Origin of the sequence: Mesorhizobium sp. M7A.F.Ce.TU.012.03.2.1, from assembly GCF_004006095.1 — a bacterium.
Classification (GTDB): domain Bacteria; phylum Pseudomonadota; class Alphaproteobacteria; order Rhizobiales; family Rhizobiaceae; genus Mesorhizobium.
This window is the reverse complement of the sequence record NZ_CP034779.1, coordinates 1,928,629-1,953,679: the sequence shown is the minus strand read 5'-3', so window position 1 is coordinate 1,953,679 and position 25,051 is coordinate 1,928,629. Positions and strand designations below refer to the sequence as shown.

At 58.5% G+C, this 25,051-nt stretch carries 22 protein-coding genes; 4 read left to right on the top strand and 18 right to left on the bottom strand.

The window, feature by feature from the left end; all coding sequences use genetic code 11:
• Positions 1 to 35 precede the first annotated feature (35 nt).
• Both EJ079_RS09440 and EJ079_RS09435 read right to left on the bottom strand, forming a co-directional pair.
• Positions 36 to 1,124, bottom strand: a complete 1,089-nt coding sequence (locus EJ079_RS09440; protein WP_127808879.1) for a mandelate racemase/muconate lactonizing enzyme family protein — start codon at positions 1,122 to 1,124, stop codon at positions 36 to 38.
• Between the two features lie 25 nt (positions 1,125 to 1,149).
• A complete protein-coding gene (locus EJ079_RS09435) occupies positions 1,150 to 1,995 on the bottom strand; it encodes a LysR family transcriptional regulator (RefSeq protein WP_127808878.1) in 846 nt (281 codons plus the stop codon).
• A gap of 179 nt (positions 1,996 to 2,174) precedes the next feature.
• Here EJ079_RS09435 and EJ079_RS09430 point away from each other — a divergent pair, with 179 nt between their 5' ends.
• The 3 genes from EJ079_RS09430 to EJ079_RS09420 all read left to right on the top strand — a co-directional run bounded on the left by EJ079_RS09430 (position 2,175) and on the right by EJ079_RS09420 (position 4,936).
• Positions 2,175 to 3,083 carry an NAD(P)-dependent oxidoreductase gene (locus tag EJ079_RS09430; RefSeq protein WP_127808877.1) on the top strand — a complete coding sequence of 303 codons (909 nt, stop codon included), beginning with the start codon at positions 2,175 to 2,177 and terminating at the stop codon, positions 3,081 to 3,083.
• Between the two features lie 16 nt (positions 3,084 to 3,099).
• A complete protein-coding gene (locus tag EJ079_RS09425; protein WP_127808876.1) occupies positions 3,100 to 3,873 on the top strand; it encodes a class II aldolase/adducin family protein in 774 nt (257 codons plus the stop codon).
• A 136-nt stretch (positions 3,874 to 4,009) separates the two neighbouring features.
• Complete coding sequence (locus tag EJ079_RS09420) at positions 4,010 to 4,936, top strand: glyoxylate/hydroxypyruvate reductase A (protein WP_127808875.1); 927 nt, start codon at positions 4,010 to 4,012, stop codon at positions 4,934 to 4,936.
• A gap of 2 nt (positions 4,937 to 4,938) precedes the next feature.
• Here the strand turns inward: EJ079_RS09420 and EJ079_RS09415 are convergent, their stop codons facing one another.
• The gene (locus EJ079_RS09415) at positions 4,939 to 6,048 is read right to left on the bottom strand and encodes a GlxA family transcriptional regulator (RefSeq protein WP_164873755.1); all 1,110 of its coding nucleotides are present in this window, start codon (positions 6,046 to 6,048) and stop codon (positions 4,939 to 4,941) included.
• Between the two features lie 185 nt (positions 6,049 to 6,233).
• On the opposite strand from EJ079_RS09415, the gene EJ079_RS09410 reads away from it, so the two are divergent.
• The gene (locus EJ079_RS09410; RefSeq protein WP_127808873.1) at positions 6,234 to 7,190 is read left to right on the top strand and encodes a GlxA family transcriptional regulator; all 957 of its coding nucleotides are present in this window, start codon (positions 6,234 to 6,236) and stop codon (positions 7,188 to 7,190) included.
• Positions 7,191 to 7,472: 282 nt separating this feature from the next.
• Here the strand turns inward: EJ079_RS09410 and EJ079_RS34265 are convergent, their stop codons facing one another.
• The 15 genes from EJ079_RS34265 to EJ079_RS09330 all read right to left on the bottom strand — a co-directional run bounded on the left by EJ079_RS34265 (position 7,473) and on the right by EJ079_RS09330 (position 24,982).
• Complete coding sequence (locus EJ079_RS34265) at positions 7,473 to 7,823, bottom strand: AAA family ATPase (RefSeq protein WP_348629737.1); 351 nt, start codon at positions 7,821 to 7,823, stop codon at positions 7,473 to 7,475.
• Positions 7,824 to 7,999: 176 nt separating this feature from the next.
• Positions 8,000 to 9,247 carry a hypothetical protein gene (locus tag EJ079_RS09400; RefSeq protein ID WP_127808872.1) on the bottom strand — a complete coding sequence of 416 codons (1,248 nt, stop codon included), beginning with the start codon at positions 9,245 to 9,247 and terminating at the stop codon, positions 8,000 to 8,002.
• Positions 9,248 to 10,843: 1,596 nt separating this feature from the next.
• Entirely contained in the window at positions 10,844 to 11,746 is a 903-nt protein-coding gene (locus EJ079_RS09395; RefSeq protein WP_127808871.1) for a restriction endonuclease, read from the bottom strand.
• 101 nt (positions 11,747 to 11,847) lie between these two features.
• Positions 11,848 to 12,630 (bottom strand): YkgJ family cysteine cluster protein, encoded by a 783-nt coding sequence (locus EJ079_RS09390; protein WP_127808870.1) that lies wholly within the window; start codon positions 12,628 to 12,630, stop codon positions 11,848 to 11,850.
• A 68-nt stretch (positions 12,631 to 12,698) separates the two neighbouring features.
• Entirely contained in the window at positions 12,699 to 13,973 is a 1,275-nt protein-coding gene (locus tag EJ079_RS09385; RefSeq protein ID WP_281040161.1) for a S8 family peptidase, read from the bottom strand.
• A gap of 12 nt (positions 13,974 to 13,985) precedes the next feature.
• Positions 13,986 to 14,651 (bottom strand): hypothetical protein, encoded by a 666-nt coding sequence (locus EJ079_RS09380; RefSeq protein ID WP_127808868.1) that lies wholly within the window; start codon positions 14,649 to 14,651, stop codon positions 13,986 to 13,988.
• An 887-nt stretch (positions 14,652 to 15,538) separates the two neighbouring features.
• Positions 15,539 to 16,108, bottom strand: a complete 570-nt coding sequence (gfa, locus tag EJ079_RS09370; protein ID WP_127808867.1) for an S-(hydroxymethyl)glutathione synthase — start codon at positions 16,106 to 16,108, stop codon at positions 15,539 to 15,541.
• A 67-nt stretch (positions 16,109 to 16,175) separates the two neighbouring features.
• The gene (locus EJ079_RS09365) at positions 16,176 to 17,303 is read right to left on the bottom strand and encodes an S-(hydroxymethyl)glutathione dehydrogenase/class III alcohol dehydrogenase (RefSeq protein WP_127808866.1); all 1,128 of its coding nucleotides are present in this window, start codon (positions 17,301 to 17,303) and stop codon (positions 16,176 to 16,178) included.
• A 69-nt stretch (positions 17,304 to 17,372) separates the two neighbouring features.
• Complete coding sequence (locus tag EJ079_RS09360; protein ID WP_127808865.1) at positions 17,373 to 18,797, bottom strand: aspartate ammonia-lyase; 1,425 nt, start codon at positions 18,795 to 18,797, stop codon at positions 17,373 to 17,375.
• A gap of 86 nt (positions 18,798 to 18,883) precedes the next feature.
• Complete coding sequence (locus tag EJ079_RS09355; protein ID WP_127808864.1) at positions 18,884 to 20,200, bottom strand: aspartate aminotransferase family protein; 1,317 nt, start codon at positions 20,198 to 20,200, stop codon at positions 18,884 to 18,886.
• 77 nt (positions 20,201 to 20,277) lie between these two features.
• Positions 20,278 to 20,820 (bottom strand): flavin reductase family protein, encoded by a 543-nt coding sequence (locus EJ079_RS09350; protein ID WP_210214658.1) that lies wholly within the window; start codon positions 20,818 to 20,820, stop codon positions 20,278 to 20,280.
• 49 nt (positions 20,821 to 20,869) lie between these two features.
• Positions 20,870 to 22,051 carry an acyl-CoA dehydrogenase family protein gene (locus tag EJ079_RS09345; RefSeq protein WP_127808862.1) on the bottom strand — a complete coding sequence of 394 codons (1,182 nt, stop codon included), beginning with the start codon at positions 22,049 to 22,051 and terminating at the stop codon, positions 20,870 to 20,872.
• Between the two features lie 152 nt (positions 22,052 to 22,203).
• On the bottom strand, positions 22,204 to 23,088 hold the full coding sequence (locus EJ079_RS09340) for a branched-chain amino acid ABC transporter permease (protein ID WP_127808861.1): 885 nt from the start codon (positions 23,086 to 23,088) through the stop codon (positions 22,204 to 22,206).
• A 9-nt stretch (positions 23,089 to 23,097) separates the two neighbouring features.
• Entirely contained in the window at positions 23,098 to 23,802 is a 705-nt protein-coding gene (locus EJ079_RS09335; RefSeq protein WP_127808860.1) for an ABC transporter ATP-binding protein, read from the bottom strand.
• 16 nt (positions 23,803 to 23,818) lie between these two features.
• Positions 23,819 to 24,982 (bottom strand): ABC transporter substrate-binding protein, encoded by a 1,164-nt coding sequence (locus EJ079_RS09330; RefSeq protein WP_127808859.1) that lies wholly within the window; start codon positions 24,980 to 24,982, stop codon positions 23,819 to 23,821.
• Positions 24,983 to 25,051 lie beyond the last annotated feature (69 nt).

The window sequence follows — 25,051 nt, the reverse complement described above, 5'->3', positions numbered from 1 at the left end:
GGGCCTGACATCGACTTTTTCGATGCAAAACCGCCCTAGCAATCGATGGCGAAGCGGGTCACGGCAGCCTCGTCGAAGGTGAAACCTGTACCGGGACGGGTGGGAATCAGGATGTCGCCATCCACGATCTCCATTTCTTCGCGGAACAGCGGGGCGTACCACGGCATATGCTCGACGGAGATGCAATTGGCTGCTGAACCGGCAATGCAAAGACTGTGCTCCGTGAAAATATGGGTGGAAATCGGCAGGCAATACGCCTCCGCCAAGGCTGCCACCCGGCGCATTTCGGTGAGCCCGCCAATTCTTTGGAGGTCCGGCATCAGCACATCGGCGGCGCGCGCTTCGATTGTGTTGCGAATGCCGAAGCGGGTCCACTCCGTCTCACCCGAGGCAATCGCCATGTCGAGGGCATTCCGGACCTCTGCCTGGCCGACGAGGTCGTGAACGGAAACCGGCTCTTCCAGCCATCCGACGTCGAGCTCCTCGAGCATCCGGCCCAGGCGGATCGCCTGCTTCGGCTTGAGCGCCTGGTTGGCGTCCGCGAGGAGTTCGACGGAGGGCCCAACCGCTTCGCGGACAGCCCTGACGCGCTCGAAATCCTCGCGGGGGCTGGCTTTACCGACGCGCACCTTCATCGCCCGGAAACCCTGGCCCAGAAAGGTCGCCGCCTCATCAACCAGTTCGTCGATGCTCTGGGATAACCAGAGCCCGCCGCTGGCGTATGTGCGGATGCGATCCCTGCAGGCCCCGAACAGATGATGCAGCGGCCGGTCCGCGCTTTTGCCGATCAGATCCCAGCAGGCCGTGTCAAGCGCGGACAGCGCCGAGATCGTGACGCCGGCATAACCGGTCGGGTTAATTTCGGACCAGATCGCCGAATTGATCGCCGTCACGTAGTGCGGATCCTGGCCCACGATGCGATGCGAGAACCCCCGGACCATCTCGTCGAACGCTTTGAGCCGGACCGCGTTCAAAGTGAAGAGATAACTTTGACCCACCAGCCCAACATCGGTTTCCAGATAGACGAGCAGGCATCCAACCGAGCGCATATTGTGAATGGCCGTGGTGATCGGCTTGGCAAAAGGCACGTCCGTCAGTCGGGTCTTCAATGCCGTGATTTTCATGGGGCTTCTTTGATCAGTTGAGGGTTCAGGCGATCGCGTCGCGCAAGGCATCGACAGCGGTTTTGACGGAGTCTGGCGCTATGACGTCGACGCGAAACGCGACAAACACCGTCCGCTGAAAGCGCGGTGCTCCCTCGACCAGATGCAGGCGTCCAGACTTGACCAGCGGCGCCACGGACTCGGCCAGGAAATAACCTGAGCCGTTGTTGGCCAGGATATGATCCATGGCTACTGCGGAACTGCGGATCGTCAGCTTGTGGCTAAAGACCCCCGGAAAGTGCATGCTATGCTGTGCCCGGAACGTTTCCCCCCAATCCACGAAGACGTAGCCGGGAACAACGCCGCTCTCCACAGCGCGCGGCTTTGTCGAAACCATCACGAGTTCTTCGCTGATAAGCGGCTCGATCCGTGCTTCCGCGCAATGACGCGGATCATAGAGGACAGCAATGTCGAGCAGGCCGGCGCGCAGTTTCTCCATGAGAATGTCCGAGCGCTCGCTAATCGCGCTCGCAACACCGTCCGGCAGCGCCTTCGCCATGCGCTCCAGCCAGCCGGGAACCACGCGTGGCCAGTGGTTATCCTCTACCCCCAGTGTGACAAAGGCATTCAGCCCTTCCGGCAAGGTGGCGACCTGCTGGCCGCGCTCCCAAGCTCGCACAATGTTGATGGCGCTGGAGTGGAACTGGTGCCCACCCGTCGTCAGAGCAACGCCATTGCGCTTGCGATGAAACAGCTGGCGGTTCAGGCGACGTTCGAGGGCCTTGATCCGCGCGCTGATCGTCGACTGAGTGACATTCAACTGGTCGGCAGCATGCTGGAAGCTGCCAGTCGAGCCGACCTCCAGAAATGCCCTGATATGCTCGATGTTCACTTAAAAGCGCCTTCAAATCGAATTCTTCGATGTGAGTCGATAATTATATTCGTTTGCCACGTCAATGCGGGTGAGAAAGAGTAGGCTTGCGGCATCCAGTTACGGCGCCTGACGGAGCCATGCCACTCGGACGGCTCCTCGAGGTCGAAGCGCAGGCTGCCCCTAAAACGGAGACATTGATGCGGATTGCATTTATCGGGTTGGGAAACATGGGCGGGCCGATGGCCAGCAATCTGGCCCGCGACGGCTACGAGTTGTCCCTCTTCGACCTGGATACAAACAAGGTCGAAGCCGTGCGGTCGGCAGGGGTGGCGGCCGGCAACGATGCGATCAGCTCGGCAGCGACTGCCGCCGAGGCGGTTTCGAGGGCCGACATCGCGTTCACGTCGCTCCCGAACCCCAAGATCATCGAGTCTGTTGCCCTTGCCGATCAGGGGATTGTTGCGGCTTTGCCAAAAGGCGCGGTTTGGATCGATCTCTCAACCAACAACCTCGAATGCGAGCGCCGCATTCGAGCGGCCGCAGAGGCGCGGGGGATCGACTTCCTCGATGCGCCGGTCACTGGCGGTATTGAAGGTGCCGCGGCTGGGACGTTGATGATCATGGTCGGGGGCGACTCGCAGGTATTTGCGCGCTGCAAGCCGGTTTTGGAAAAGATTGGCAACCGGGTCATGCACCTTGGCCCTCACGGAGCTGGGTACGTCGCCAAAATCTCCCAAGTAGTGCTTTGCTATTTGAATTCGGTCGCGCTGAGTGAGGCTTTGATGCTGGGTGTCAAAGGTGGCGTTAGCGCAGAAACAATGCTTGGAATCATTCAAGAGAGTACCGGGGCGAGCTACGTCGCCAACCGGTATGGGCCAGCCATCCTGGACGGCAGCTATGACCCGGGCTTTGCGCTCGGGCTCGCCCACAAAGACATGGCCCTGACCCTCGAACTGGCGGCATCTGTCGGTGCCACGCTGCCGATGTGCGAGCAGGTTGAAGCCGTCTACAAAAAAGCCGTCGACAAATTCGGTTTCGATCAAAACCACCTGATGGCCGTGAAACTCCTGGAAGAGCAGAACGGCACATTCCTCCGCTCCACCTAAAGTGAAAGGACTACCGATGGCAAAAGAGATGAAAGCCGAGGACTTCAGCGTCCAGGGCGGTCACGCCAACATTTCCAAGGAAGAATGGGAAGCGCGGGTTGACCTTGCGGCCTTGTATCGCTTGGCCAACATCTACGGCTACGACGATCTGATCTGGAACCACATTACGATGCGGGTGCCAGGCACCGATCACCAGTTCCTGCTGAACCGCTTCGGCCTGCTTTACAACGAGGTCACGGCGTCGAACCTGATCAAGGTCGACGAGCAGGGTAAGGTTCTATACGGCCCGCCAGACGTCAATACCGCCGGTTTCGTCATCCATTCAGCAATTCACAACACCCATCACGACATGAAGGTGGTGTTCCACAGCCACGCGCCGGCCGGCCTCGCCATCACTGCGCTGCAGGATGGCCTGGAGTTCCTGACGCAGGACGGCTCGATGCTCTGGGGCGACATCGGCTACCATGACTGGGAAGGCCTGTCGCTGACCCTCGAGGAGCGGGATCGTCTCGCCAAAAACATCGAAGGCAAGAAATGCCTGATCATGAAGAACCACGGATTCCTCGCGGTCGGCGCCAACGCCGGCGAAGCGTTCATGAACCTGTATTACACGGTCCGTGCCTGTCGGGTGTTGATCGACGCCTATTCCACAGGCCTGAAGCTCGACAAGAGCAGTGAGGATATCTGGCGCCTGGCACATCGCCAGTATGACGATTTCCCGCTCGGCAAATATGAATGGCCCGCCCTGTTGCGCCAGTGCGACCGGGTTGATCCCTCGTACCGCTATTAATCGAACAGCTTGAATCCCCGGCAGGCACTGGCCGGGGTTCCAGCGCCTACTCGTCTGCAGAAGCCTTGCACGGAGGTCGAATGGCCAGCCGTTGCATCCGTGCGAGCCTATTCTCCTCCCAGGGGCGCCCAAACCCATGACCATCCTGTTGAACAACCATGGCTACGACAATGAAAGCTGGCGGAGGGAAATCAGCAGCCAGCTTCCTGGATTGCCTGTCAAAGTGTTCGGTGAACCCATCGACCCCAAAGAAGTCGTTTATGCGATGGTCTGGAACCACCCTGCCGGCGATCTCAATCGCTATCCGAATCTCAAGGCAATTTTCTCGCTCGGCGCCGGTGCCGAGCATTTCGTAGCAGATGCAAGCTTGCCCGACGTCCCGGTGATTCTGCTCGCCGATCCGGCCGTCGCCCGTGACATGGCGGCACATGCCCTGTACTGGGTGCTGACGTTCCACAGGCGCTACGCGGACTACCGTTCCCAGCAGAAGGACCGGATCTGGCACCGCAAACAGATTGTCCCCACGAGAGAGTTTCGCGCTGGTGTATTCGGCCTGGGCCGCATCGGCACGGAAGTCGCCAGCCGCATCCGCGATTTCGGCTACGCTGTCAGCGGGTGGGACCGCAGCGCGCGACAGATCGAAGGGGTCAACTGCTATTTCGGAACGGATCCCCTCCCAGAGTTCCTGAGCCGCATCGATATCGTTATCAACGCCCTCCCGCTATCCCCGAAGACGCGGCACTTTCTCGATGAGAAAATATTCTCGGCCATGCCCCCGGGCAGCTTTTTTGTTAACATCAGCCGCGGCGCGGTCGTCCATGACGAGTCCCTGCTTGACGCTCTCGACCGCGGCCATCTCGCCGGCGCCGCGTTAGATGCATTCGCCCAGGAACCGCTTCCTCCCGAGCATCGCTATTGGACTCACCCCCAAGTGTACATCACGCCGCATATGTCGGGGGCCACATTTGCATCGAGCGCAGTTGCCGTAATCGCCAACAACGTGCGCCGTCTTGAGCGCGGTCTTGACGTCTTTCCGCTGTTCAACCGGGAGGCCGGCTATTGATACTACCGGGATAACGCCATGCCCTTGTTTAGGAGCGAAACCGTGTCAGGGCGTGTGTCGCCGGCGTTAGGTCGTGGCGTTGATACGCCGAGAAACCTTCCGGCCGATAGATTGCGGGCTTCATGAGGCGCTATCTGATGCGTCTCGCGGAAACACCTCGAAAAGTGGGAGGCAGACACGAAACCGCAAGACACCGCAATTTCCAGAACCGGCATCGACGACTGGGCAAGCAGGAGCTTCGCGTGTTCCAACCGCAATTCCCGAAAGTAGCGGCAGGGCGAGCGACCGAGGTCATTGCGGAACAGACGTTCAACCTGGCGCCGCGACAGCCCCGCAGCCGCCGCGAGGTCAGCCATGGTAAGCGGGGTAGCCAAGTTTCTCTGCATCAATTCGATGAGTTTCACGACAGTGAGGTTCAGCCTGCCATGCTGACGCAGCAGCGGCAGTCGCTGACGCTCATCGCCAGTTCGGACACGCCCAGCTACTGCAAGCTCCCCAACATTGACTGCGATAGGCTCACCGCAATTAAGTTTTACAAGCTCGACCAACATATCGAAGGCTGCCGTGCCGCCAGCACAGGTCCAGATATCATTGTCCACCTCATAGAGGGTCGCCGCCGCCTCGACGCGCATGAAGCGCTCCTTGAAGGCCGGCAATGCCTCCCAATGGACGGCGCACTTGCGGTCATTGAGCAGACCAGCTTTCGCCAAAGCAGCGACACCGTTTCCAAACCCGCCTATGGCGATCCTGCGTTGCCTGCATTCGCGCAACCATGCGCTCAGCACTTTGGTTTCACGACCTTGTTCAGGCTCATCACTACAGACCAGAGCCAACAAGGGCCGTTCAGGCTGCATGAGGTACCGGCGCTCTTGGGCGATGTCGCCGTCAGCCGCGACCACAATGCCGCAGCTTGCTCGCACGGCTTCACCCAGGTGAGAAACGGTACGCCATCGAAAGGCTTGCCGCCCGGCCGCATTATTGGCAAGGCGCAAGACATCCAGAGCCGACGACAAGGCGAGGAGTTCGAAACCTGGCGCCAGATAGAGCGCGACCGTTATCGGCTCGGTGGCAGGCACGGACGCCCAGGCGTCCTGGGACCAGTGGTGGACCATGTCAGACTCTCCGTTTCCCTTTAGCGACGCGGGATAACCAAGCGGGATAACCAAAGCCCGCGTCTCATTTGAGCCACGGGAAAAACCGACGAAAGGACATTTGGGTCGGCATGGCAGTAGATGTGCGACAAGGCCCTGGTTCATCCAGGAATCAGGCAGCAAGGCTTGCCCGGGGCTCTGCCCCCTTGTCCGTCGGATTCCTCCTGCTCCATCGGTTTACCCTCGGCGCGTTTGCCAATTTCGTCGATGTGCTACGCTTGGCTGCAGACGACGGAGACCGGAGCCGCCCAATCCGCTGCCAGTGGCGCATCATTTCACCCGACATGTTGCCGATCCTGGCCAGTTGCGGCGTTGCAATCTCACCCCATGAAAGGATTGGAGACCTTCGCCGCTTCGACTACCTGGTGGTCGTAGGCGGGGTTCTCGAAGAGGAAAGCCTCCTGGTCGACGCGCGCTTCGACGACCATCTTCGACACGCTGCCGAGGCAGGCATACCACTCGTCGGGCTGTGTACGGGCTCATTCGTTTTGCACCGCGCCGGCCTGATGGATGGCTACAAGTGTTGTGTCAGTTGGTTTCACGGTTTAGATTTCCTCAGGCACTTCGAAGGGCTTCAGGCTGTTTCTGATCAGATTTTCGTCGTCGATCGAGACCGGCTTACCTGTTCCGGCGGCGCGAGCGCTGCCCATCTCGCCGCCTTTCTCGTCGACCGTCATCTCGGTAAAGCCCTGGCCGCCAAGAGCTTGCGGATCATGATGTTCAACGAGGCAGCGAAGGGTGAGACGGCCCAGCCAACTGGAAGCCTACAGGTCGTCGCCCGGGACGAAATTGTGAAACGAGCTATGCTGATGATGCAACATCACCTTGAAGTCCCACTCACCATCGGCCGCTTAGCCGACAAGCTCGGCATAAACAAACGACTGGTTGAACGCCACTTTCGGTCGGAACTCCGTAGCTCACCTCAAGCCCTCTACACGCAGATCAGGCTCGATCATGCGCGCCATCTTTTGCTGAGAACGGACAAGTCTATTTCTGAGATTGCACTAGAGTGTGGATTTTGCGACGGTTCGCATCTGAACCGGGTTTTCCGGGCCAGTTATCTGCGCACGCCTCAAGAATTCCGCTCGCAGGAGCAGCTCTGACCGATGGCTGTAGACCCACGACATCGTACGAGCGTTGTGCCGTCCGGAATTATCTGTCGTTGTCCGGAATTAAGCCGGGCTTCGGAGGTCGTGCGCGGTACTGTGCGCACCATGGCAAACCGTGGGTCAACGCAGGCGGCCTTGCGGCTGCCGGTCGCCCGCATGCAACCTGTTCGGCGCCTATCCTCACGCAGTCCTCCCGCGTCGGCTGGCCGATCTCGAAACGCATGCCGATACGGCTTTCGATCTGATCCATAGCGTGGGTGTCACGCCTCGTGCTCGCTAACCGATGAGTGTTACCCGCGAGCAGCAACGGGAAACCGCAGCGCTCCTGAAGATGCAGCAGCTCCGCAGCACGGTGGGCGTGAAGTTCTGATATTCGTCCACCAGCAACGGGCGCGTCGGGCCGTACCGCCCGCCCAAAAAGTTCATGCAATCCTTCGCAAGATCGTATGTGTGCTTGCTGTCCTTTTGGACGCCGTAGGCGTCGTGCAGCATCTTGAACATTGGCCTGATGGCCCTGTTATGCTGCGCAACCTCACAGTAGGCAGCTCCACTCTGGTCGGCTATCCACCTGAGCGCTACAGTCTTTCCGAGTCCGGCTTTGCCGACCGCAAGCACTGGATATCGCATCTTGACCGCCATATCGAAGCGGCGCGCATGGTGAGCGCAGCGCGGGCTTCAACGAACATCGTCATCCCACGATCCTCTTCACCAAGTCCATCTGAGCGGCTATGCGCTCGTCCTGTTCGCGACGGCGCTCTTCGGAGCTCGAAGGCTTCTTCGGCATCACGATCCGGGCCGGCCGCTCAGACGGGCTCGAGCAACATTTTGCCCGTCGGCTGGTTGGGGATGACGACAGGTTGATCCCGACCAAGCGTTATCAGGCGAGCTGCAACGTCGATGTTCGGGACCGAGCGAGCCATGTCCACGATCGCATCGCGATGCGCCTTTGCTCGTGCTGCCGTGCTTTGGGTGCCACGATGATCAAGTGGATGAAGTGCGACATCGGGGGTTGCGATCCCGAGCCTTTTGCCCTTCATGTCCAGCAACAGCAGCTCGGCCGGCGTATGATAGACAGGCTCGCAGACCAGCACCTTTTCATGCGCGTACTGCCACAGCTCTTCGCAGGTCCAGCGACGTCCACGGAGTTTGATCGCGCCTTGGATCACGGTGCGTTCGACACGGCGTGCTACAGCCGCCCGGACCTCGTCCCGGCTCATGGTGATCGCAGACCAACCGGCAGCCACGTGCTTTTGAAAAGTGGTGTTGGGCGAAAGCCCCTTGAGGCCGCTTTGCTTTCCCATAGGTACGCTGTGATAGGCCTTCAAAAGACCGAAGAACGCCGGAACGAAATCTTCGAAGGTGCCGTATGGCGCAACGGTCCGGCCGATCGCCTCCTGGCGCTTGTTCATACGGTTGCCGGAAATCCAGCCCGGCAGCGTGCTCAGATAGCGGGACTCGAAGTCGCCGAACCAGCGTTCGATTGGCTTTGCTGGGGCGTTGTAGGGCAAAGCGTTTATAACTCGCGTCGAGCGACCCGGCCCATGGAACCCGGGCACCGTCAGTGTCATGGCATCGTCCAGGTACGTCGCGAACCCGTATTCCTTGCCGTTATCGATGTAGAGGGCTTCAGGCAGGCCAAAGGCGGGGTGCTCCACCATGGCCGCAAATACTTCGATCACATCGCGGTTGTTGACACCGCCGCGCGTGTCGAATGCGATCAAGTCACACCAGACGCGACCAGTCGCCCAATCAAGGAACCCGATCAGCTTCGCAGTACAAATCGAGCCGTCCGCCCGCGTCAGGTGGATATCGATGGGGTGCACATCTCCGACGACCAATTCCATCGGGCGCATGCCTTCGATGGAGCGCCTCCCCCGGGGGAGGCTGTCCTCATAGGCTTTGCGGTTCGCTCGAAACTGGTGGACCTTCCGATAATGAAGCTCCTCCGAAACGAGCGTCCACGGGATCGAACAGGCTTGCTCAAAACTCGCTGGATCGCTGGGGCGGAATCCCCACGACCTGGAGGTCTCTACCAGGAAGTTGCGGGCCAAGACCTTTACGTGTCCCCAAGCTGCGCCGCCCGCAAGAAGGCCTCGGATTTCCTGTTTTAGATCCTCTGCAATCTTGGTCTTGGTGAGAGCGTCGAACGGTACCAGAGCATCCCACTGCCGACTGATGACAACCCGTTTCTTGCCTTTGTCAGCTCGGCCGTGCCGGCCTGGGGTTGCGATCTGCTTCGAAGGGTTTGGACCTGCGTTTGAATGGGCCTCAACCGGCGTTGCAACTCCGGTGGGAGGGAAGTCAAACTGACAAGATACTGGTTGCCCGCGTTGCCGCCCTTACCCTGAATGACGCGCACCTCCAGCGAGTGCCCTCGCCAGTTGCCACGCAGGCAGGCCTTCCAAATTGCCTGTCGAGAGATTCCTGCCAACTTGGCGAGCAGGTTGAGTGGCACGAACTCTTTCTTCGACATCGTGCGCTATTTCTAGCGGCAGAACAGAACCACCGAGTAACAGCTGGAGTTATATCTGTCGTGACAATCACACCTTGCATCGCCACGCAGCCTGCGAAGGCGCGAAGACCAACGTCGGCAACGCGACTGATAGCTGTGATGGAAAGTAAAAGGGCGACTTGAGAGCGTCACCACCACGATCATTCAGGCCTCAATCGACTTCGACGAAGCAGCGTCCAACAACGAAATTCATACTATCGAGCCTAGCCCAAACGTCGACGGCGTCGTGACAATCAAGGAGATGTCGGGCGTGTACTCCGGAAGAATGGTCGCAAGAGGGAGCCCGGGGCGAACTATCTATGACGAGCTACTCGCCGCACCGAAATATGGCCGATGTCCTCTATGCGGACAGCATATCGTGTCCACTCTCGATCACTACCTTCCAAAAACCCGCTATCCAGCGCTCGCGGTAGCTCCCTGGAATCTTGTCCCTGCGTGTCATGACTGCAACAAGGCGAAATCTGATGCCCGGCCGCTGACGGCGGATGAAGAGGCGTTTCATCATATTATGACGACATTGAGGGTGATCTCTGGCTGGTAGCCGAGGTCGTCGAAAGTGCGCCCGCTGCCCTACGCTTCCTTGTTTCGCCACCACCTGGATGGAGTGACACGCTGACGGCTCGGGTATTGCGCCAATTTCAAATGCTAAAACTCGCGCGATTATATGCTGCCAAGGGGGCACAAGAGCTGACCGACTTGCACAACCTGCTGACGACACATTTCGCAAATGGCGGCCCAGACGAAGTGCGCCTGCTACTGCAGCAATTCGCGGATAGCTGTCGGGCGGCGAATATGAACGGATGGCGGACGGCAACGTATCGGGCCCTCGCGAACAGTGACTGGTACTGCCAAGGGGGCTTTGCGCACGTGTAGGTCGAAGTCCATGCAGGTCTCGCCGCCGACATACTCCTGCGAAACCTGCCGCTTGAACTCGACACTGTGGGTTCGGTGCTTTGCCATGGGCCTTCATCCTCTGAAAGCTCGGCCGCCCGGTCAATTACTGAGAACCCACTCTGTCGTGCCCGAGGACCCACTCCATTATGGGGTCAATTTTGCACGCCAATTCACAGGCTTATCGTCACCGAAGTTCTTTGCCTGAATCGTATGCTCCGGTCGTACTTGCAGCAGTCGGCCGCTACGCCGGGAACAGAGTCCGCACACGTGCGAACGGGTTGCGATACTCCGAGGCGTACCGAGCCTTGGCAACGATGATGTCGGGAAACGAAATCCTTCGCTTCAACGCGTCGAAAATGTCCATCCCGTCGGAGAGAATAATTCGCCTGGCTGTGAATGCCTCGAGAGCTCCATCCGTAAAGCCTTCGAAGCTGACGAACAGCCCTCTCGTCCCTTCGAGACGCTCGCTCAGCTTTCCCTGAAAGGCATGTAGGTTTTCAGCTCCAGTCTTCGCACGATGCCACTTCGCCTCGAGGAGATATGTGATCGCCCCATGTTGGAACGACCCGTCGATCTGCTCGCCCGCCAGCCGGAACCCTCCCCTCGCGTCCATATCCCAGGCATTAAACAATGCAGTCAGGAGGCGCTCGAAGTGATATCCCCGAGCGTGAGGCTCATCCGTCATCGCAAAGAGCGCTATAAAGTCGCGTTCGAGACGATCAAGTGCCGCATGATCTGGGCCTGCCTTCATTGCGGCATGAGATTGTGCTGGGGACGAACCGACATTGATGTCGAAAGACGGCAATAGGGCTCCACCTAGTCTCTCGACAATCGAACTGAGCCGCGCTCGGGCATTGACAACGGTCTCCGGATCTCCCCTGCTGATGCGGGTGGTTTCGCGGTATTCCCACAATGCCGTCAGTGCCCGGACAATGGCTCGTGGCTGCCCAATCGTCAGTAGCGCCCGCAGGCGCTTCCCCTTGCTTCCACTCCCAGATGCATACGCCTCATCGTAGATGTCGATACCGACCTCCCTGCGGAAGAAATCGTCAAATGTTGCGTTCGTGAAATCGAGTACCCATCCGGAGCTTATTCCGAACAGATCATCCACCAGTTTCAGTTCGACAGCTCTGAGCTGATCCATCGCTATGGTCCCTTGATCCGCACCAAATGTCTACGATGAATGGTTGCATTCTAAAATCTCGGAAACCGCAATCCTTCCGTCAAGGTGGTGGGCGTTCGACCTCAAAGCCCCAGTCGAGCCGCGACGTTCTCCACGAGCTGAGCATTTGACGGTGCACCGTCTCGCTGCGCGTGGAAAACCGAAAATGGATCGCCCCCATCCAACCAAACAGAGAGGGATGCATCAAAGTCCCGCAAAGCTACAAGCAGCGAGCCGCACATCTCTGCGAGTTCTGTGTTCAGTCCACGTTTCAGGTGCAAAGCACTGTCGATTCCGACCTGCAACGCAGACGAAATCAACTTCGGATGGACGAGAAATGCGACGTCGCCGGCGCCACCGGCCAAGGCCTGTTCACACCTTTCCCTCGAATTCGAAAACAGCGCACGGCAGACGGCCGGCCGGCGGTCATAGACCGAACACTGATTGTCCACGAGAAGCGGACAGGTAGCGTGGCTCCCATATCTCGCATCAGGGTTCAATGGAAGTTTCGATATTTCGGACAAGCGACGCTCGATGCTTGCCAGTTCATCATCTGTGCGCGTCGAGAGCAGCAGTTGCGCAAGGATGAATATCTCGAACGGACTGCAGAGCACCATCTGGTGGCAGCACGCGGAACAACCAGCTCGGCAGGCGGCGACACCCTGGGGATTGTTTCGAGCCACCAAATCGAGAGAAGCATTCCGCCCCGCATATGAAGCGATCAGCGCGTCGACAAGATTATCTGAATAAACATCGAACGCCCGGCACGTGTTCTGATAAGCTTGCCTCAGAACTTTTTCGCCCAGCTCAGCGTCCATCGTCGAGGCGAGAGCTGCATTCTGCTTTCTTCTTTTGGCTTCGCCCATGAGCCCCACCCTTCGAGTTCGGCGACTTCTGCGCCAGACCTACCAGACACACAATGCGAAGCCGAGCGCTATCCTCGCGTCCGGAGTCGTTGTGCGACCGTGATGTCGGCGAGCCTTAGGCCGCGACGCAATATCTCGGCACGAACCTCCTCGTACACTGGAGCAGTGCCGCGTGGATCCGCGATGGTCATCAGAACCGCGAAGCGCACTCCTTCCTCGGGGTACAGAGCTCCGGCGCGTGTTAAGCCCTTCAGTGACAGCTTCCACTCGCTTGTCGTCCCACAACCCTTCGGGATGTTCTTTTCATAGCGCTTTATCGGCGTCCACTTGAGCCCATTTTCCAGAAGATAGCGCTCGGTGTAGTCGAGATGCTGTGGCAGCTGGCTGTCGCATGCGTTCAGCCGCTGTTGCGGATCGGGAACCAGTTCGCCATCGTCGTTCTCCTTTTCCTCGAGCTGGTGGAGACCAACGCCAAGCTGCACCCGTTGGCATTCGGCGTCGAACGCCGCATCGATGGGAGGCGTGTGAGCCAGTGTTACGTCGATCCGGCCACGGCATTTCCCTTCCGTCGTTACCAACGAACGCGGCCACGTGAAGATAAAAGACAGTTCGCGGCGTGGCGGCAATATGTCTGCAAATACCAGAGTTATACTGTTCAAATCATCCGACAAGCATGCATCGGCGTGGCGTGGCACGCCAAACCCGACAAAATCTCGCGCGACCGTACGCAAGGGCTTCGCACATAGTATATGCGGCTTTTCGGCCTTGTGGACGCTCAGCGCGAGAAGCGTTTCTCGTGGAGCCTGGCCTTCCAGCCGATGGTCAAGCGCGGCTAAGGAACCCGTGACGAGCGGGGTCGCATAGCTTGTACCAGAACCTTCGACCAACCGGCCGTCAACGCCGATGGAATGAAGGCCGCAAGAACTTCCAGCTCGCGGTGAAACCCCGCCAATATGAGCAAGTTCTGGCTTACGTGCGCCGCCAGGACCGGGTCCACGACGGGTATAGGTCGTCGGAACGTCAGCCACCGCACCCAATACGCTCGGAGCGTTGATCGCTCCAACCGTGATGCCGAAAAGATGCTCACCAGGCGCCGTAATACGCTCCTCTGCGATTGCGCGGGTGGCCAACATTTCGAGCGCATCTTCGGCCGTGGCCGACCATTCGGGCCGCGCATCGCGACCGCGGAGATTCCCAGCCGAAACCAAAAAGATCACGTCGTGCGTTAGCGCTATACGATCGAGGCTGGCGGCGAAGCTACTGTACCCCAACCCTTGACGCACGCCCGGAGCACCGAGGCTCATATTGAATACACGCACACCCTCCGCCTTCGCGGCTTCGATCTGGGTTTCGAGTTAGTCGAAAAATTCGTCAGGGGTTTGGTAATATTGACCAAGGAGACCGCGGCGCGGCAAGACGTCAATATCAAAAAAGCGGCACGGCGTTGGCTCAAGACGGTTCGCGATCGTTGGGTTCAGCCCACCGCCACTCGCAAGCAGCCCTGCTATAAAGGACCCATGCGCCTCATCGCGATCCGCCGGCGAGATCAGACCCGCCGTTCCTGCTCGCCAAGGTTCGAGTTGGGGGATCGCAGCAACGCCCGAGTCGATGACACCAACCACAGGATAGCTCTGATTTGCAACCGGTGGCTGGACTAAGGCTTCGGCTCCGAGCCCAATCGAACTGGCCGATCCCGACTCGAGACGTAGTGGAAGTTCAACACGCCGAACGAGCGGTTCTCGAGCCAAGAGGTCAATCAGGGCCTGATGACGAGCCAGAGACCTGTCGGGTGCGCGCGGGCCAAGATCGGGTACGCCCTCCGTTTGCTCTGCATCCACATCTGGGACGAGCGGCAAGCTGATAGCGCGCCGGCCATCACTCCGTAGATCGATGCTGAGCGTCAAGGCGGAGGCGGTCGCTTTCGTGGTGCGCGAACTGAAGGGTACGGCAATCAACCCACCAAGTTCGTTAAGGCGGCCGCGAAATCGAGCAATCATCGCCTCCACCGCCTGAGGGGTCACTCTGGGATCGGCGACCGTTCAATGTGCGTTACGACTAGCTCCCCGCACCTTTATGCACCGCCGCGGCGCACAGCAGCATCGCCCCTGGCTTCAGGGACTCTTCAACCAGCCGTGCCTTCGCTTCCGCCGACCAGCGCCGCCGCGGACGCTGCGGACTTGCGTCCAGCCGGTTCGCAACCGCCTCAAGGACATGGAAGCTCCTATCATCAGGCATAGGCGCAGACATAGAAATTGGCACTGCAAGCTCCTCGGCTCCTTCAGTGTCACTATCTCTCGCTCATCACCTCAAACCGCGCCAGATGGGGTCAGCTTGGCACTTACGTTCGGACAGGCGATTACCGAGACGTGATTGGCCATGTCGTCGCCGCTTTGCCCAGTCATGCTCTGACCCAGATGATACTTCGACATGCCGCCGAGGTAATTGGCTGGTCAGTGACCCCATTTCCGGAACTCAACGAACCGGACGAGCGTGCAAGGCCTTGCCTCGCCGCGCGAGCACAGGGGACGCCAAGCAATAAGTAATGCACAGAAAATTCTTCGAACGTTACAATGTTAATCAATCAGAAGTCGCGGTACCGGGAGGATTCACGCTGGTCGCGGATTGTTTGATGCTGCTTGGCAGATATCAGTAAGTATCGGTGACGAAGGCGTGGCCGAGGTAGGTGCTAAGCGCGAAGACATGGCGGCTGAGTCGCAATCATGGCGGAATTGCTCCGGAAAACGCACGGCGAAAGTGTGCCAAGGCACATCTTCCTCTGCTTGAGGCTCCTTATGAGCAACCTTTGCTTCCAGCTGCATAGGCTAAGGACTGGCCACTTCTCACACCACGCACACACAGTTGAGGGGCCGGAAATACCTCCGGCCCCAAACCTAAAATTCCAAGCCTGTCAGGCCGGCAGCGCGCCGGACTTCTTCGCCGTCCAGGTGGCGATATAGTCCATCAGGCCGGGATTGAGGCAATCATAGGGTTCGAGCCCGATTGTCTTCAGCTGCGCCCGGATGCCGTCCATCCCCTTCGGATCCACACCGGACTCGATGATCGATGAGACAAAGGCGGTAAAGCCCGGCGGCGACCAGCCATCCTCCTCGAAGCGCTCGGGATGGATGAAGGACAAGCCTTTGAACGGGTGGTCGCGTTCGACCGGCCCGTGCATATGGACACCGCAGCCGGTGCAGGCATGGCGCAGGATCAGCGACGAGGGATCGACCACCTTCAACTTGTCGCCATTCTCGGTGACGGTGACGTCGCCCGTGCCGGCCACCGCAACGACCGAGAACACCGCGCCTTCCGGCTTCCAGCATTTAGTGCAGCCGCAGGCATGGTTGTGGGCGATCTGACCCTTGACCTTGACCTTCACCGGCTTGCTGGTGCAGGCGCAGACCAGCGTGCCGCCGGCAAAGCTTGCGCTTTCCCTGGGTAAGCCATTGTCGATTTTCGGATGCAGTTTCTCCGCCATTTTCTTCTCCTCCCACTTGTGAACCACAGAGGTCGCAGGCCGGTTGGTCGGCGGCTTGTGGTTGTCTTCAGTAAACCACGACACTCCTGATCGATTTGCCCTCATGCATGAGATCGAAACCCTTGTTGATGTCCTCGAGCTTCAGCAAGTGGGTGATCATCGGGTCGATCTGGATCTTGCCGTCCATGTACCAGTCAACGATCTTCGGCACATCGGTGCGGCCGCGTGCGCCGCCAAAGGCAGTGCCCATCCAGGTGCGTCCGGTGACCAGCTGGAATGGCCGCGTCGAGATCTCCTGGCCGGCGCCGGCAACGCCGATGACGACCGACTTGCCCCAGCCGCGATGCGACGCTTCCAGCGCCTGACGCATCACCTTGGTGCTGCCCGTGCAGTCGAATGTGTAGTCGGCGCCGCCGATCTGGTCGGCGCCGCGCTTGGTCATGTTGACCAGGTGGGGCACGACATCGCCGTCGATCTCCTTTGGATTGACGAAATGCGTCATGCCGAATTTCTCGCCCCAGGCCTTCTTGTCGTTGTTGAGATCGACGCCGATGATCATGTCGGCGCCGGCAAGTTTCAGGCCCTGGATGACATTCAGCCCGATGCCGCCGAGGCCGAAGACGACCGCGGTCGCGCCTTGCTCGACCTTGGCGGTGTTGATGACGGCGCCAATACCGGTGGTGACGCCACAGCCGATGTAGCAGATCTTGTCGAAGGGGGCGTCGGGATTGACCTTGGCCAGCGCGATCTCGGGCAGCACAGTGAAGTTCGAGAAGGTCGAACAGCCCATATAGTGGAAGATCTTGTCGTTGCCGATCGAGAAGCGCGACGAGCCGTCCGGCATCAAGCCCTGGCCTTGCGTGGCGCGGATCGCCGTGCACAGATTGGTCTTGCGCGACAGGCAGGACGGGCACTGCCGGCACTCCGGCGTATAGAGCGGAATGACATGGTCGCCCTTCTTGACCGAGGTGACGCCCTTGCCGACATCGACCACCACGCCGGCGCCCTCATGACCAAGGATGGCCGGAAACAAGCCTTCCGGATCGGCGCCCGACAGCGTGAACTCGTCGGTGTGACAGATGCCGGTCGCCTTGATCTGGACCAGCACCTCGCCTTCGCGCGGACCCTCGAGTTGCACGGTCATTATTTCGAGGGGTTTGCCAGCCTCTGTAGCTACTGCAGCGCGAACGTCCATCACCTGTTTCCTTTTTTAGATTGGGGCGGAATTCGCCGCCTCGCAAAGACTCATGACTCCAGCCGGCTACTATGATGCCAATTGTGATCGCGTTGGGCGGGTCAAAAGGTGCGGATCGGCGGTTTGCGCGATGAGATCCTCCGAAAGGTCCGGCTGCAAGGCCAGGACTTCGCGAATAGTTTTGCCGGAGGCCAAGACCTCCTTCGCAAGCTCTGCCGCCCGCTCGTAGCCTATCGCAGGCGTCAGTGCCGTTGCGACGGCGGTACTGGCTTCGAGATGTTTGCGGCAAGCCTCGGCATTGGCAGTTATGCCGACGATGCACTTTGTGCGCAGGACATCGACGGCATTGGTCAGAAGTTCCAGCGAGTGCAGTATGTTGTACGCGATAACCGGCTCCATCACGTTCAACTGCAGCTGCCCCGCTTCGGAGGCTAGAGTGATCGTGAGATCGTACCCGATGATCTGGAAGGCGACCTGGTTGACCACCTCCGGCACTACAGGATTGACCTTTCCGGGCATCATCGAGGAGCCGGGCTGAAGCGCTGGCAGATTGATTTCGTTCAGGCCGCCACGCGGGCCGCTGGAGAGCAGCCGCAGATCGTTGCATATCTTTGAGAGTTTCGTGGCGGTCCGCTTCAGCATTCCCGAGAAGAGCACGAAGGCGCCGGTATCCCAGCAGGCTTCGATCAGATTTCCGGCCGGGACGACGGGCAGGCCAGAAATCGCACGCAACTCCGCGACAGCTGCCGCCTGATAGTCGGGATTCGTATTGATGCCGGTGCCAATCGCGGTGCCACCGAGGTTGATTTCATGGAAAAAGGCGGCAATCTCACCGAGACGGGCCACATCTTCCCGCAGCGTCGTCGCGAAAGCCTGAAACTCCTGGCCAAGCGTCGTCGGAACTGCGTCTTGCAACTGCGTGCGGCCCAGTTTGATCACGTCCGAAAACTCTTCGGCCTTGGCCTCCAACTCGTGCGCGAGCTGCTCCAACGCTCGCTGCAGCGCCCCCCGCGAAAGAAGGATCGCAAGACGGATCGACGTCGGATAAACGTCGTTTGTCGACTGAGCGAAGTTCACGTCATTGTTGGGATGTAGCTTGTCATATTCTCCCCGTGACAGTCCCATGATCTCCAAGCCACGGTTGGCAATGACCTCGTTGATGTTCATGTTGGTCGAGGTGCCGGCGCCGCCCTGAAACACATCGAGCGGGAATTCGCCAAGATGCCTGCCCGCCGCGATTTCCTCGCAGACCTGGCAGATGACATCGGCTTTTTGCTTGTCGAGATCGCCGAGCGCGGCATTGGCGCGCGCCGCTGCCATTTTCACGTAGGCAAGCGCCTTGATGAAGTTCGGAAAATGGCTGATCCCTATACCCGAAATTGGGAAGTTAGCGATCCCTCGCGCTGTCTGCGGACCGTAGTACGCGTCAGCCGGTATGCTCACAGGACCAAGCGGGTCTTTCTCAATGCGCTCAACTGGTGGAGCGTTTGTCACGATGATACCTCGTGTGTAAACCGCATTGTTGCAAGGACTGAGTCGTCCAACTGATGATAGGCCGAATACGGGCCAACTCGTGCATTTCACCAGCCCCCAAATGACGAGATCAAGTCGATCGGAACCTTCCCAGCGGCGACATCTTGAAGAGCTTGACCAATGATAGCGATGCCTTCGTCGGCTTCACTTTTACTCAATGTAAGTGGCGGTGTAAGTTCTAAGACGTTCGAATTCGAGCCGACATAATACAATACGAGCCCAAGCTGAAACGCTCTATAAACGGTAAGAGCCGTCTCGATTTTGGCTGGAGTGCGACGCACACGATCGCTCACAAGCTCAATTCCAATGGCAAGTCCTCTGCCGCGCACGTCACCGACCAACTCCCACGCGTTGACCCGCCTAGCAAGTGACTCCAACATATGAGAACCGACCTCTGCAGAATGGCCCACCAGCCTATCCCTTTCGATTGTCTCCAGGACCGCCAATGCTGCCGCCGCGCAAATAGGATTGCCGTGTAACGTCTGGTAAGAAAACGTTGGAGAGTGATTCATGATGGGCTCTGGACCCACGATCGCGGACATGGGTAGGCCTCCGCCCAATCCTTTACCGAAGACCACAATATCTGGCTCGATGCTGGAATGTTCGAAGGCGTGCAGAAGTCCGGTGCGAGCCAGGCCAAACTTGACTTCGTCACACACCAGAAGGATCCCGTGCCGACGACAAAACCGTTCGATCTCGATAAAGAAACCGACAGGCGGAACCAGCAATCCTCCATCGCCCTGGATCGGTTCTATAAAGAAGGCAGCAACTTCTTCTGGCCGGACGTCCGTCGAGAATACCTCGTCCAGATAGGACAGCGTCGCGGCACTTGCAGCTTCCGGATCACCCGCCCCATAGCTGTCCGGATACGGCACCAGGATCAGACCGCCGAATTTCTCCACATCTTTGAGCGCTGGATGACCCGAAACGGCCATGGAGCCGCTGGTGCCACCATGATAGGCGCCATTGAATGCCAATATTCGGCGGCGTCCGGTGGCTCCGAGAACCATTCGAGCAACAGTTTCATTAGCATCCGAGCCGGAGTGCCCCAACCATACCCGGCCGCGGCAGCGCTCGGGAACTAGCGACAAGAGTTTCTCTGCAAGGAGCACGCTGGGTTCGTTTGCGGACGAGAGGTAGCTTGCACCAGCTTGATCTGCAGCCGCCCGCGTAATTGCGTCGCGAACGGAAGGGTGAGCATGCCCCAAGCTGGCAGCGCCCCAAGATGCCGAAAAATCGAGAAACTGGCGACCATCATCCCCCCGCAAATACGATCCTTTTCCACCGACAATTGCCTGGGGAAAGAACCGAAGCTGGGCCATGTTCGAGATTGAATTGCTTTCGCGTCGATAAAGATCAATCACTGGTCGTCCTTTTCGAAACTGACCGCGGCTGTCCAGAGGCAGCCACGGTATACTCGGAACCGCGCTTTGCTTCGGACCTAAAACAGCATTTCTTCGAAAATCATCTGTACGTCTGCCGGTCGACGTATCAGCTCAACGTATTCCATAGGCTTGTGGTATCGGCGACCTTGCCAAAGCAGCGAATTGTGGGAATCGCCTTCCCCAAGCTGCACGTCGGTGACGACGCCGATCAAGATACTGTGCGAAAAACCATCGTGGGTATGGCTAAGTTTGCAGTCGAGCGCCATCGGCGCGCCAAGAAGGAGCGGCGCCCCGGTTTTGCCAGCGACCCAATATTTCTTCTCGAATCGATCTGAACCTTTTTGAGATTGAAATCGACGCGCCACATTGGACAGCGCAGGAGATAGCAGATTTACGGCGAAGATGCCGCGCCGTAAAATCGTGTCGTGCGAACTGGCCGACTTGTTGATGCAAACGAGAACAGACGGCGGATCGAAGGATAAACTGCAAACCGCAGTGGCGATGAGACCGCTGGGAAGGCCACCTTCTTCCGTGGTGATGATATTGACGGCCCCGGCGAAACGGCCCATCGCTTCCCTGAAGGCATCGTTCGTGTCCACATCTATCCTCCCTAGCTATGACTATCTGAACTGATCGCAGACTGAGTTTTCAGAAGCCTGCACTCACCTGGTCAAGCTTCAGCAGCGCCCGGGCGTATATCTCGCGCCCAATGTCGCCATTGATGTAGGCATGTCGCGTGCAGGTCTCTATGTCGCGCCAGATCCGCTGGACTGGATTACTGAGCATGAAAACCGAAGCTCCGCCTATGTTCAGCAGCAGGTCTACGGCCTCGCGCACGCGTTTTTGCGCAACCGCCGCGTCAAGTCGGACGCGCGCTCGCTCAAGATCGGTCATGCTCCTACCGTCGCTGACCGCGCGATCGATATCGCTGGCCGCGCGCATGGTATGCAACTTTGCGGAGTCGATAAGGCCACGAGCATCCGCCAGGTTTAGCTGGTAGCTTGGGGACTGCCTCGCATCTGCATACAGGGATGTTACAATGGGCTTGCCGCGCTCGAGGTTCTCCAACGTCAAATCGAAAGCTGCTTCCGCCATCCCGACAGCCGCAGAACATATGCCCAACGGAAGCGCGGTTATGAGCGGCGCCCGATAGAGAGGTTCGTCAGAATGGTCCGCGCGACTGAAACCGGAAATCATTTCGCTGATGAGCATCGTCCGGTGTTCTGGCACGAAGATATCTGTGCCCACAAAGGTATTGCTCCCCGTCCCTGCCATACCGGCGACATGCCACGTGTCTTCGATCTTCAGCTCGGACGTCGGCACCAGTGCAAGCCGTACGTCGGTCAAAGCACCGCTGGTATCCAAGACAGGGGAGCCTACGAAGCTCCACTGCGCTTCGAAACATCCGGATGCCCAGGGCCATTTGCCCGTCAACATCCAGCCACCCTCAACCGCAGCGGCCTTGCCTGTGGGAGCCCATTGACCAATGACGACCGCACGAGGATCCGAGCCAAAGACGTCTTCGCGCGTCTTGTCAGGCATGAGCCCCATCAAAGATGCGCTGCTATTGGCGACCATGGCGAGCCAACCAGCCGCACTGTCGCCGCGGGCCAATTCCTCACAAATCTCGCAATATGTTTGGATATCAACCTCGTGACCACCGCTGCGGCGCGGCACTAGACTTTGTAGAAAGCCGCCACTTCGAACAGCCGCAGCACTTTCCTGCGCAAGCCGTCTGTTTTTTGCTGACTCCTCCGCATTTGCACGCAAAAGCGGTCGGAGTGCGCGAGCATTGCGTACCAGCTCGGCGCTAGTTAGTGTTAAGTCCATCGCTATTCTCCTCCCTTGATATATCCACCACGTCGCGGCACATTGATGATGTTGCTCAACGGGCTGAAACCTATACCGGCGTCAGCGATGCTCGTTGCCGTCGGTACTTCTCGCATCCGGGCTGGTTCATCCCGGCACCCAAGTGTTCGTATTCACGAGCGAACACCGCGTAAGGCTGGCAGCAGGCCATCCGGCTTGACAAGCAACAAAAGGACTACAGCCAGAAGGACAATCGCGTCCCGGTATGGCGCGGTTCCAGTGCTCAGGAACGGTTCTGAACCGACCTCCAACGCCCCGAGCACAAACCCGCCTAGCACGGCTCCCCGCAAAGAGCCCAGTCCACCGATAATCGCAGCGATGAAGGCCTTCAGAACCGGAGTAAAGCCCATGAGCGGATCTACCGAGCCACGCTGCGAAATCCACAATACCGCTGCAATACCGGCAAGAAGGCCCGATATCGCGAATGACGTCGCGATGACTGTGTTTGCGCGCAAACCAAGCAAACTGACCATGACGAAGTCTTCTGATGCGGCGCGCATGGCAACGCCCAAAGTGGTCTTGCGCAAGAAAATGTCGAGCCCGATCAGCGCTAATGCCGTCAGAACGATGGATGTCAGTGGAACCATCCCGATTTGAAAGCCTCCGAACGTAAGAGTTCCTGACATCCATTCCGGCAAAGCGACCGCTCTTCCGCGAGCGGAAACTCCGTTCTGAAAAAGAACCTTGCAAATGGTGCTCACGCCAAAGCTTGTAATCATGAGCGTCGTCACGGATGAAGACCGCATAGGACGGAAGGCTATTCGATCCATCAGCACCGCTGAGAGCGCCGCCCCCAGACAGGCCACTAGAAGAACGATTGGCAAAGGCAAGCCTAATGAAAGCGAGAGTACGATAAGGTACCCTGCAATCGTCATCAGTTCGCCGTGTGCAAAATTAATGAGTCCAACGATCGAAAAGACGATCGCCAGCCCTAGTGCCAGGAGAGCGTATATTCCACCCAGGCTAAGAATATTAACCAAGTACTGGACGAATTCCATGACGACCTCCTAGATTGCCAAATATGCCTGCCGCACCAGGTCAGAGTTAGCGAGTTCAGATGCGGTACCACTTAGAGCAATACGACCGTTGGCTACCACGTAACCTCTATCGGCCACCGATAGAGCCAACTCGACATTTTGTTCAACGAGCAGAATGGTAAGCCCTTCCTTGCGCAGGTCATCAATCAGCTCGTAGACCCTGTCTATCGTCTGAGGTGCGAGGCCCAAGGAAGGTTCGTCCAGCAGCAAGAGGTTGGGCTGACTCATTAAAGATCGGGCGATCGCCAGCATCTGCTGTTCACCGCCTGACAGGCTCCCAGCCTTTTGATCGATGCGCTCGGCAAGGATGGGAAAGCGGGAAAGCATGCCATCGCGGCGAGCCCGAAGCTTGTCACCTTTCGCGAACGCGGCTCCCCCGAGATGCAGGTTTTCGCCTACTGTAAGATGAGCGAAAACGCGCCGGCCTTCCGGCGTTAGCGATATTCCCTTTCGGCTGATGACGTCAGCGGGCAGTCCGGTGAGTGGCTGTCCTTCCAGAAAGACCTGGCCCTCGGCAGGTGGGATAGAGCCGGCGATGCCGGCAAGAATCGAACTCTTGCCGGCGCCATTAGCGCCAATGAGCGTGACAATTTCTCCATTTCCAACGTTTAGATCGACGCCATGGACAGCCTCGACGGCGCCGTAGCGTATTTTCATTCCCTCGACACGAAGCATTGGCGTTCCTACCAGCTTAAGGATTGGGGATTTCATCCTTCGTTGGTCGATACAGCTTCACAAAGGTCGGCTTCCCGCCTTCGATGCGGATCATTGCAACGTCCCGCAGGGCAACACGCTCGGTACCAGCATATGTCACTTTGCCGAGAACGGTCTGCACATCTTCCAGACTAGCCAACGCGTCTCTGATCTTTGCCGGCTCGAGCGATCCGGCTTTGCGAGCTGCGGCATCGAGCAATTGTGCCCATTCGTATCCTGCAGCCTCATACGAGGTTTCCGCGTCATGTCCGGTCTCCTCCTTGAAGTGCTTGTTGAACGCTTCCATCCCGCTGCCTGGGGTCGGAAACCCGGCTGAGGACTGGACAACGCCATCGACCACCGAACCGAGCCCATATACCGTCGGAGTGCCGATGGCATCCGATTCGAGGACCGGAATCTTAACCCCAGCACCGCGTAATTGTTTGATGAAGGCTGGGAAGTCCGGCTCATACGCCGTGGTCATGATGACGTCAGGCTGCGGTGTTAATCCCTTGATTTGAGAAACCACAGCAGAAAAATCCGGCTGCCCCATCGAGTAGGATGCTTCACCGACAACACTTCCACCCTTTTTCTTAAACGCCTCGCCAAAATAGTCTGGGAATTTGGACGTATAGGCGGAGTCTGGTGACTTCAAAAGAAATGCCGTCTTATAGCCGGTCTCTGCGGCGTAGCTGGCCAACGCAGCCGATTGAACCGTGTCGGACGGGTAGGAAATAAACATATAGTCGCCGACAGCAGGTGTCAGGCTGGGCGAACCCGCCAGGTTGAGCATCGGAATGCCCGCTGACTGTCCGATCTGGCCCGCTGCGATTGAAGGATCCGCATCGCCCGGGGTAATGAGAAACTGAACTCCGTCTTCGATCAATTTTTGGGCTGCGTTCACGGTAGCTGCTGTATCGGAGCGGGTGTCGATGACTTCAAGGGTGACCGTCGCCATGCCGCCGATACCGCCCTTGGCATTCAAATCCTTGATGCCCAACTTGAAGCCGGCCAGACCAGGTTGATCGTAAGGTGCCAGGGCTCCAGTCTGGGCCATTGCAGCACCGATCTTGTATTCAGCCGCCGACAAGTATCCCACGGTTGACGAGAGCGCGATCGTGGCAACGCCAGCGAGCGCAGTTGCATATCTTAGCTTGTTCATTTTTGAGTTCCCATGTGAGGTTTGATCGATGCTTCGTTTTCCGAAGTCTTATCTAGTTGTTCTGGCTGC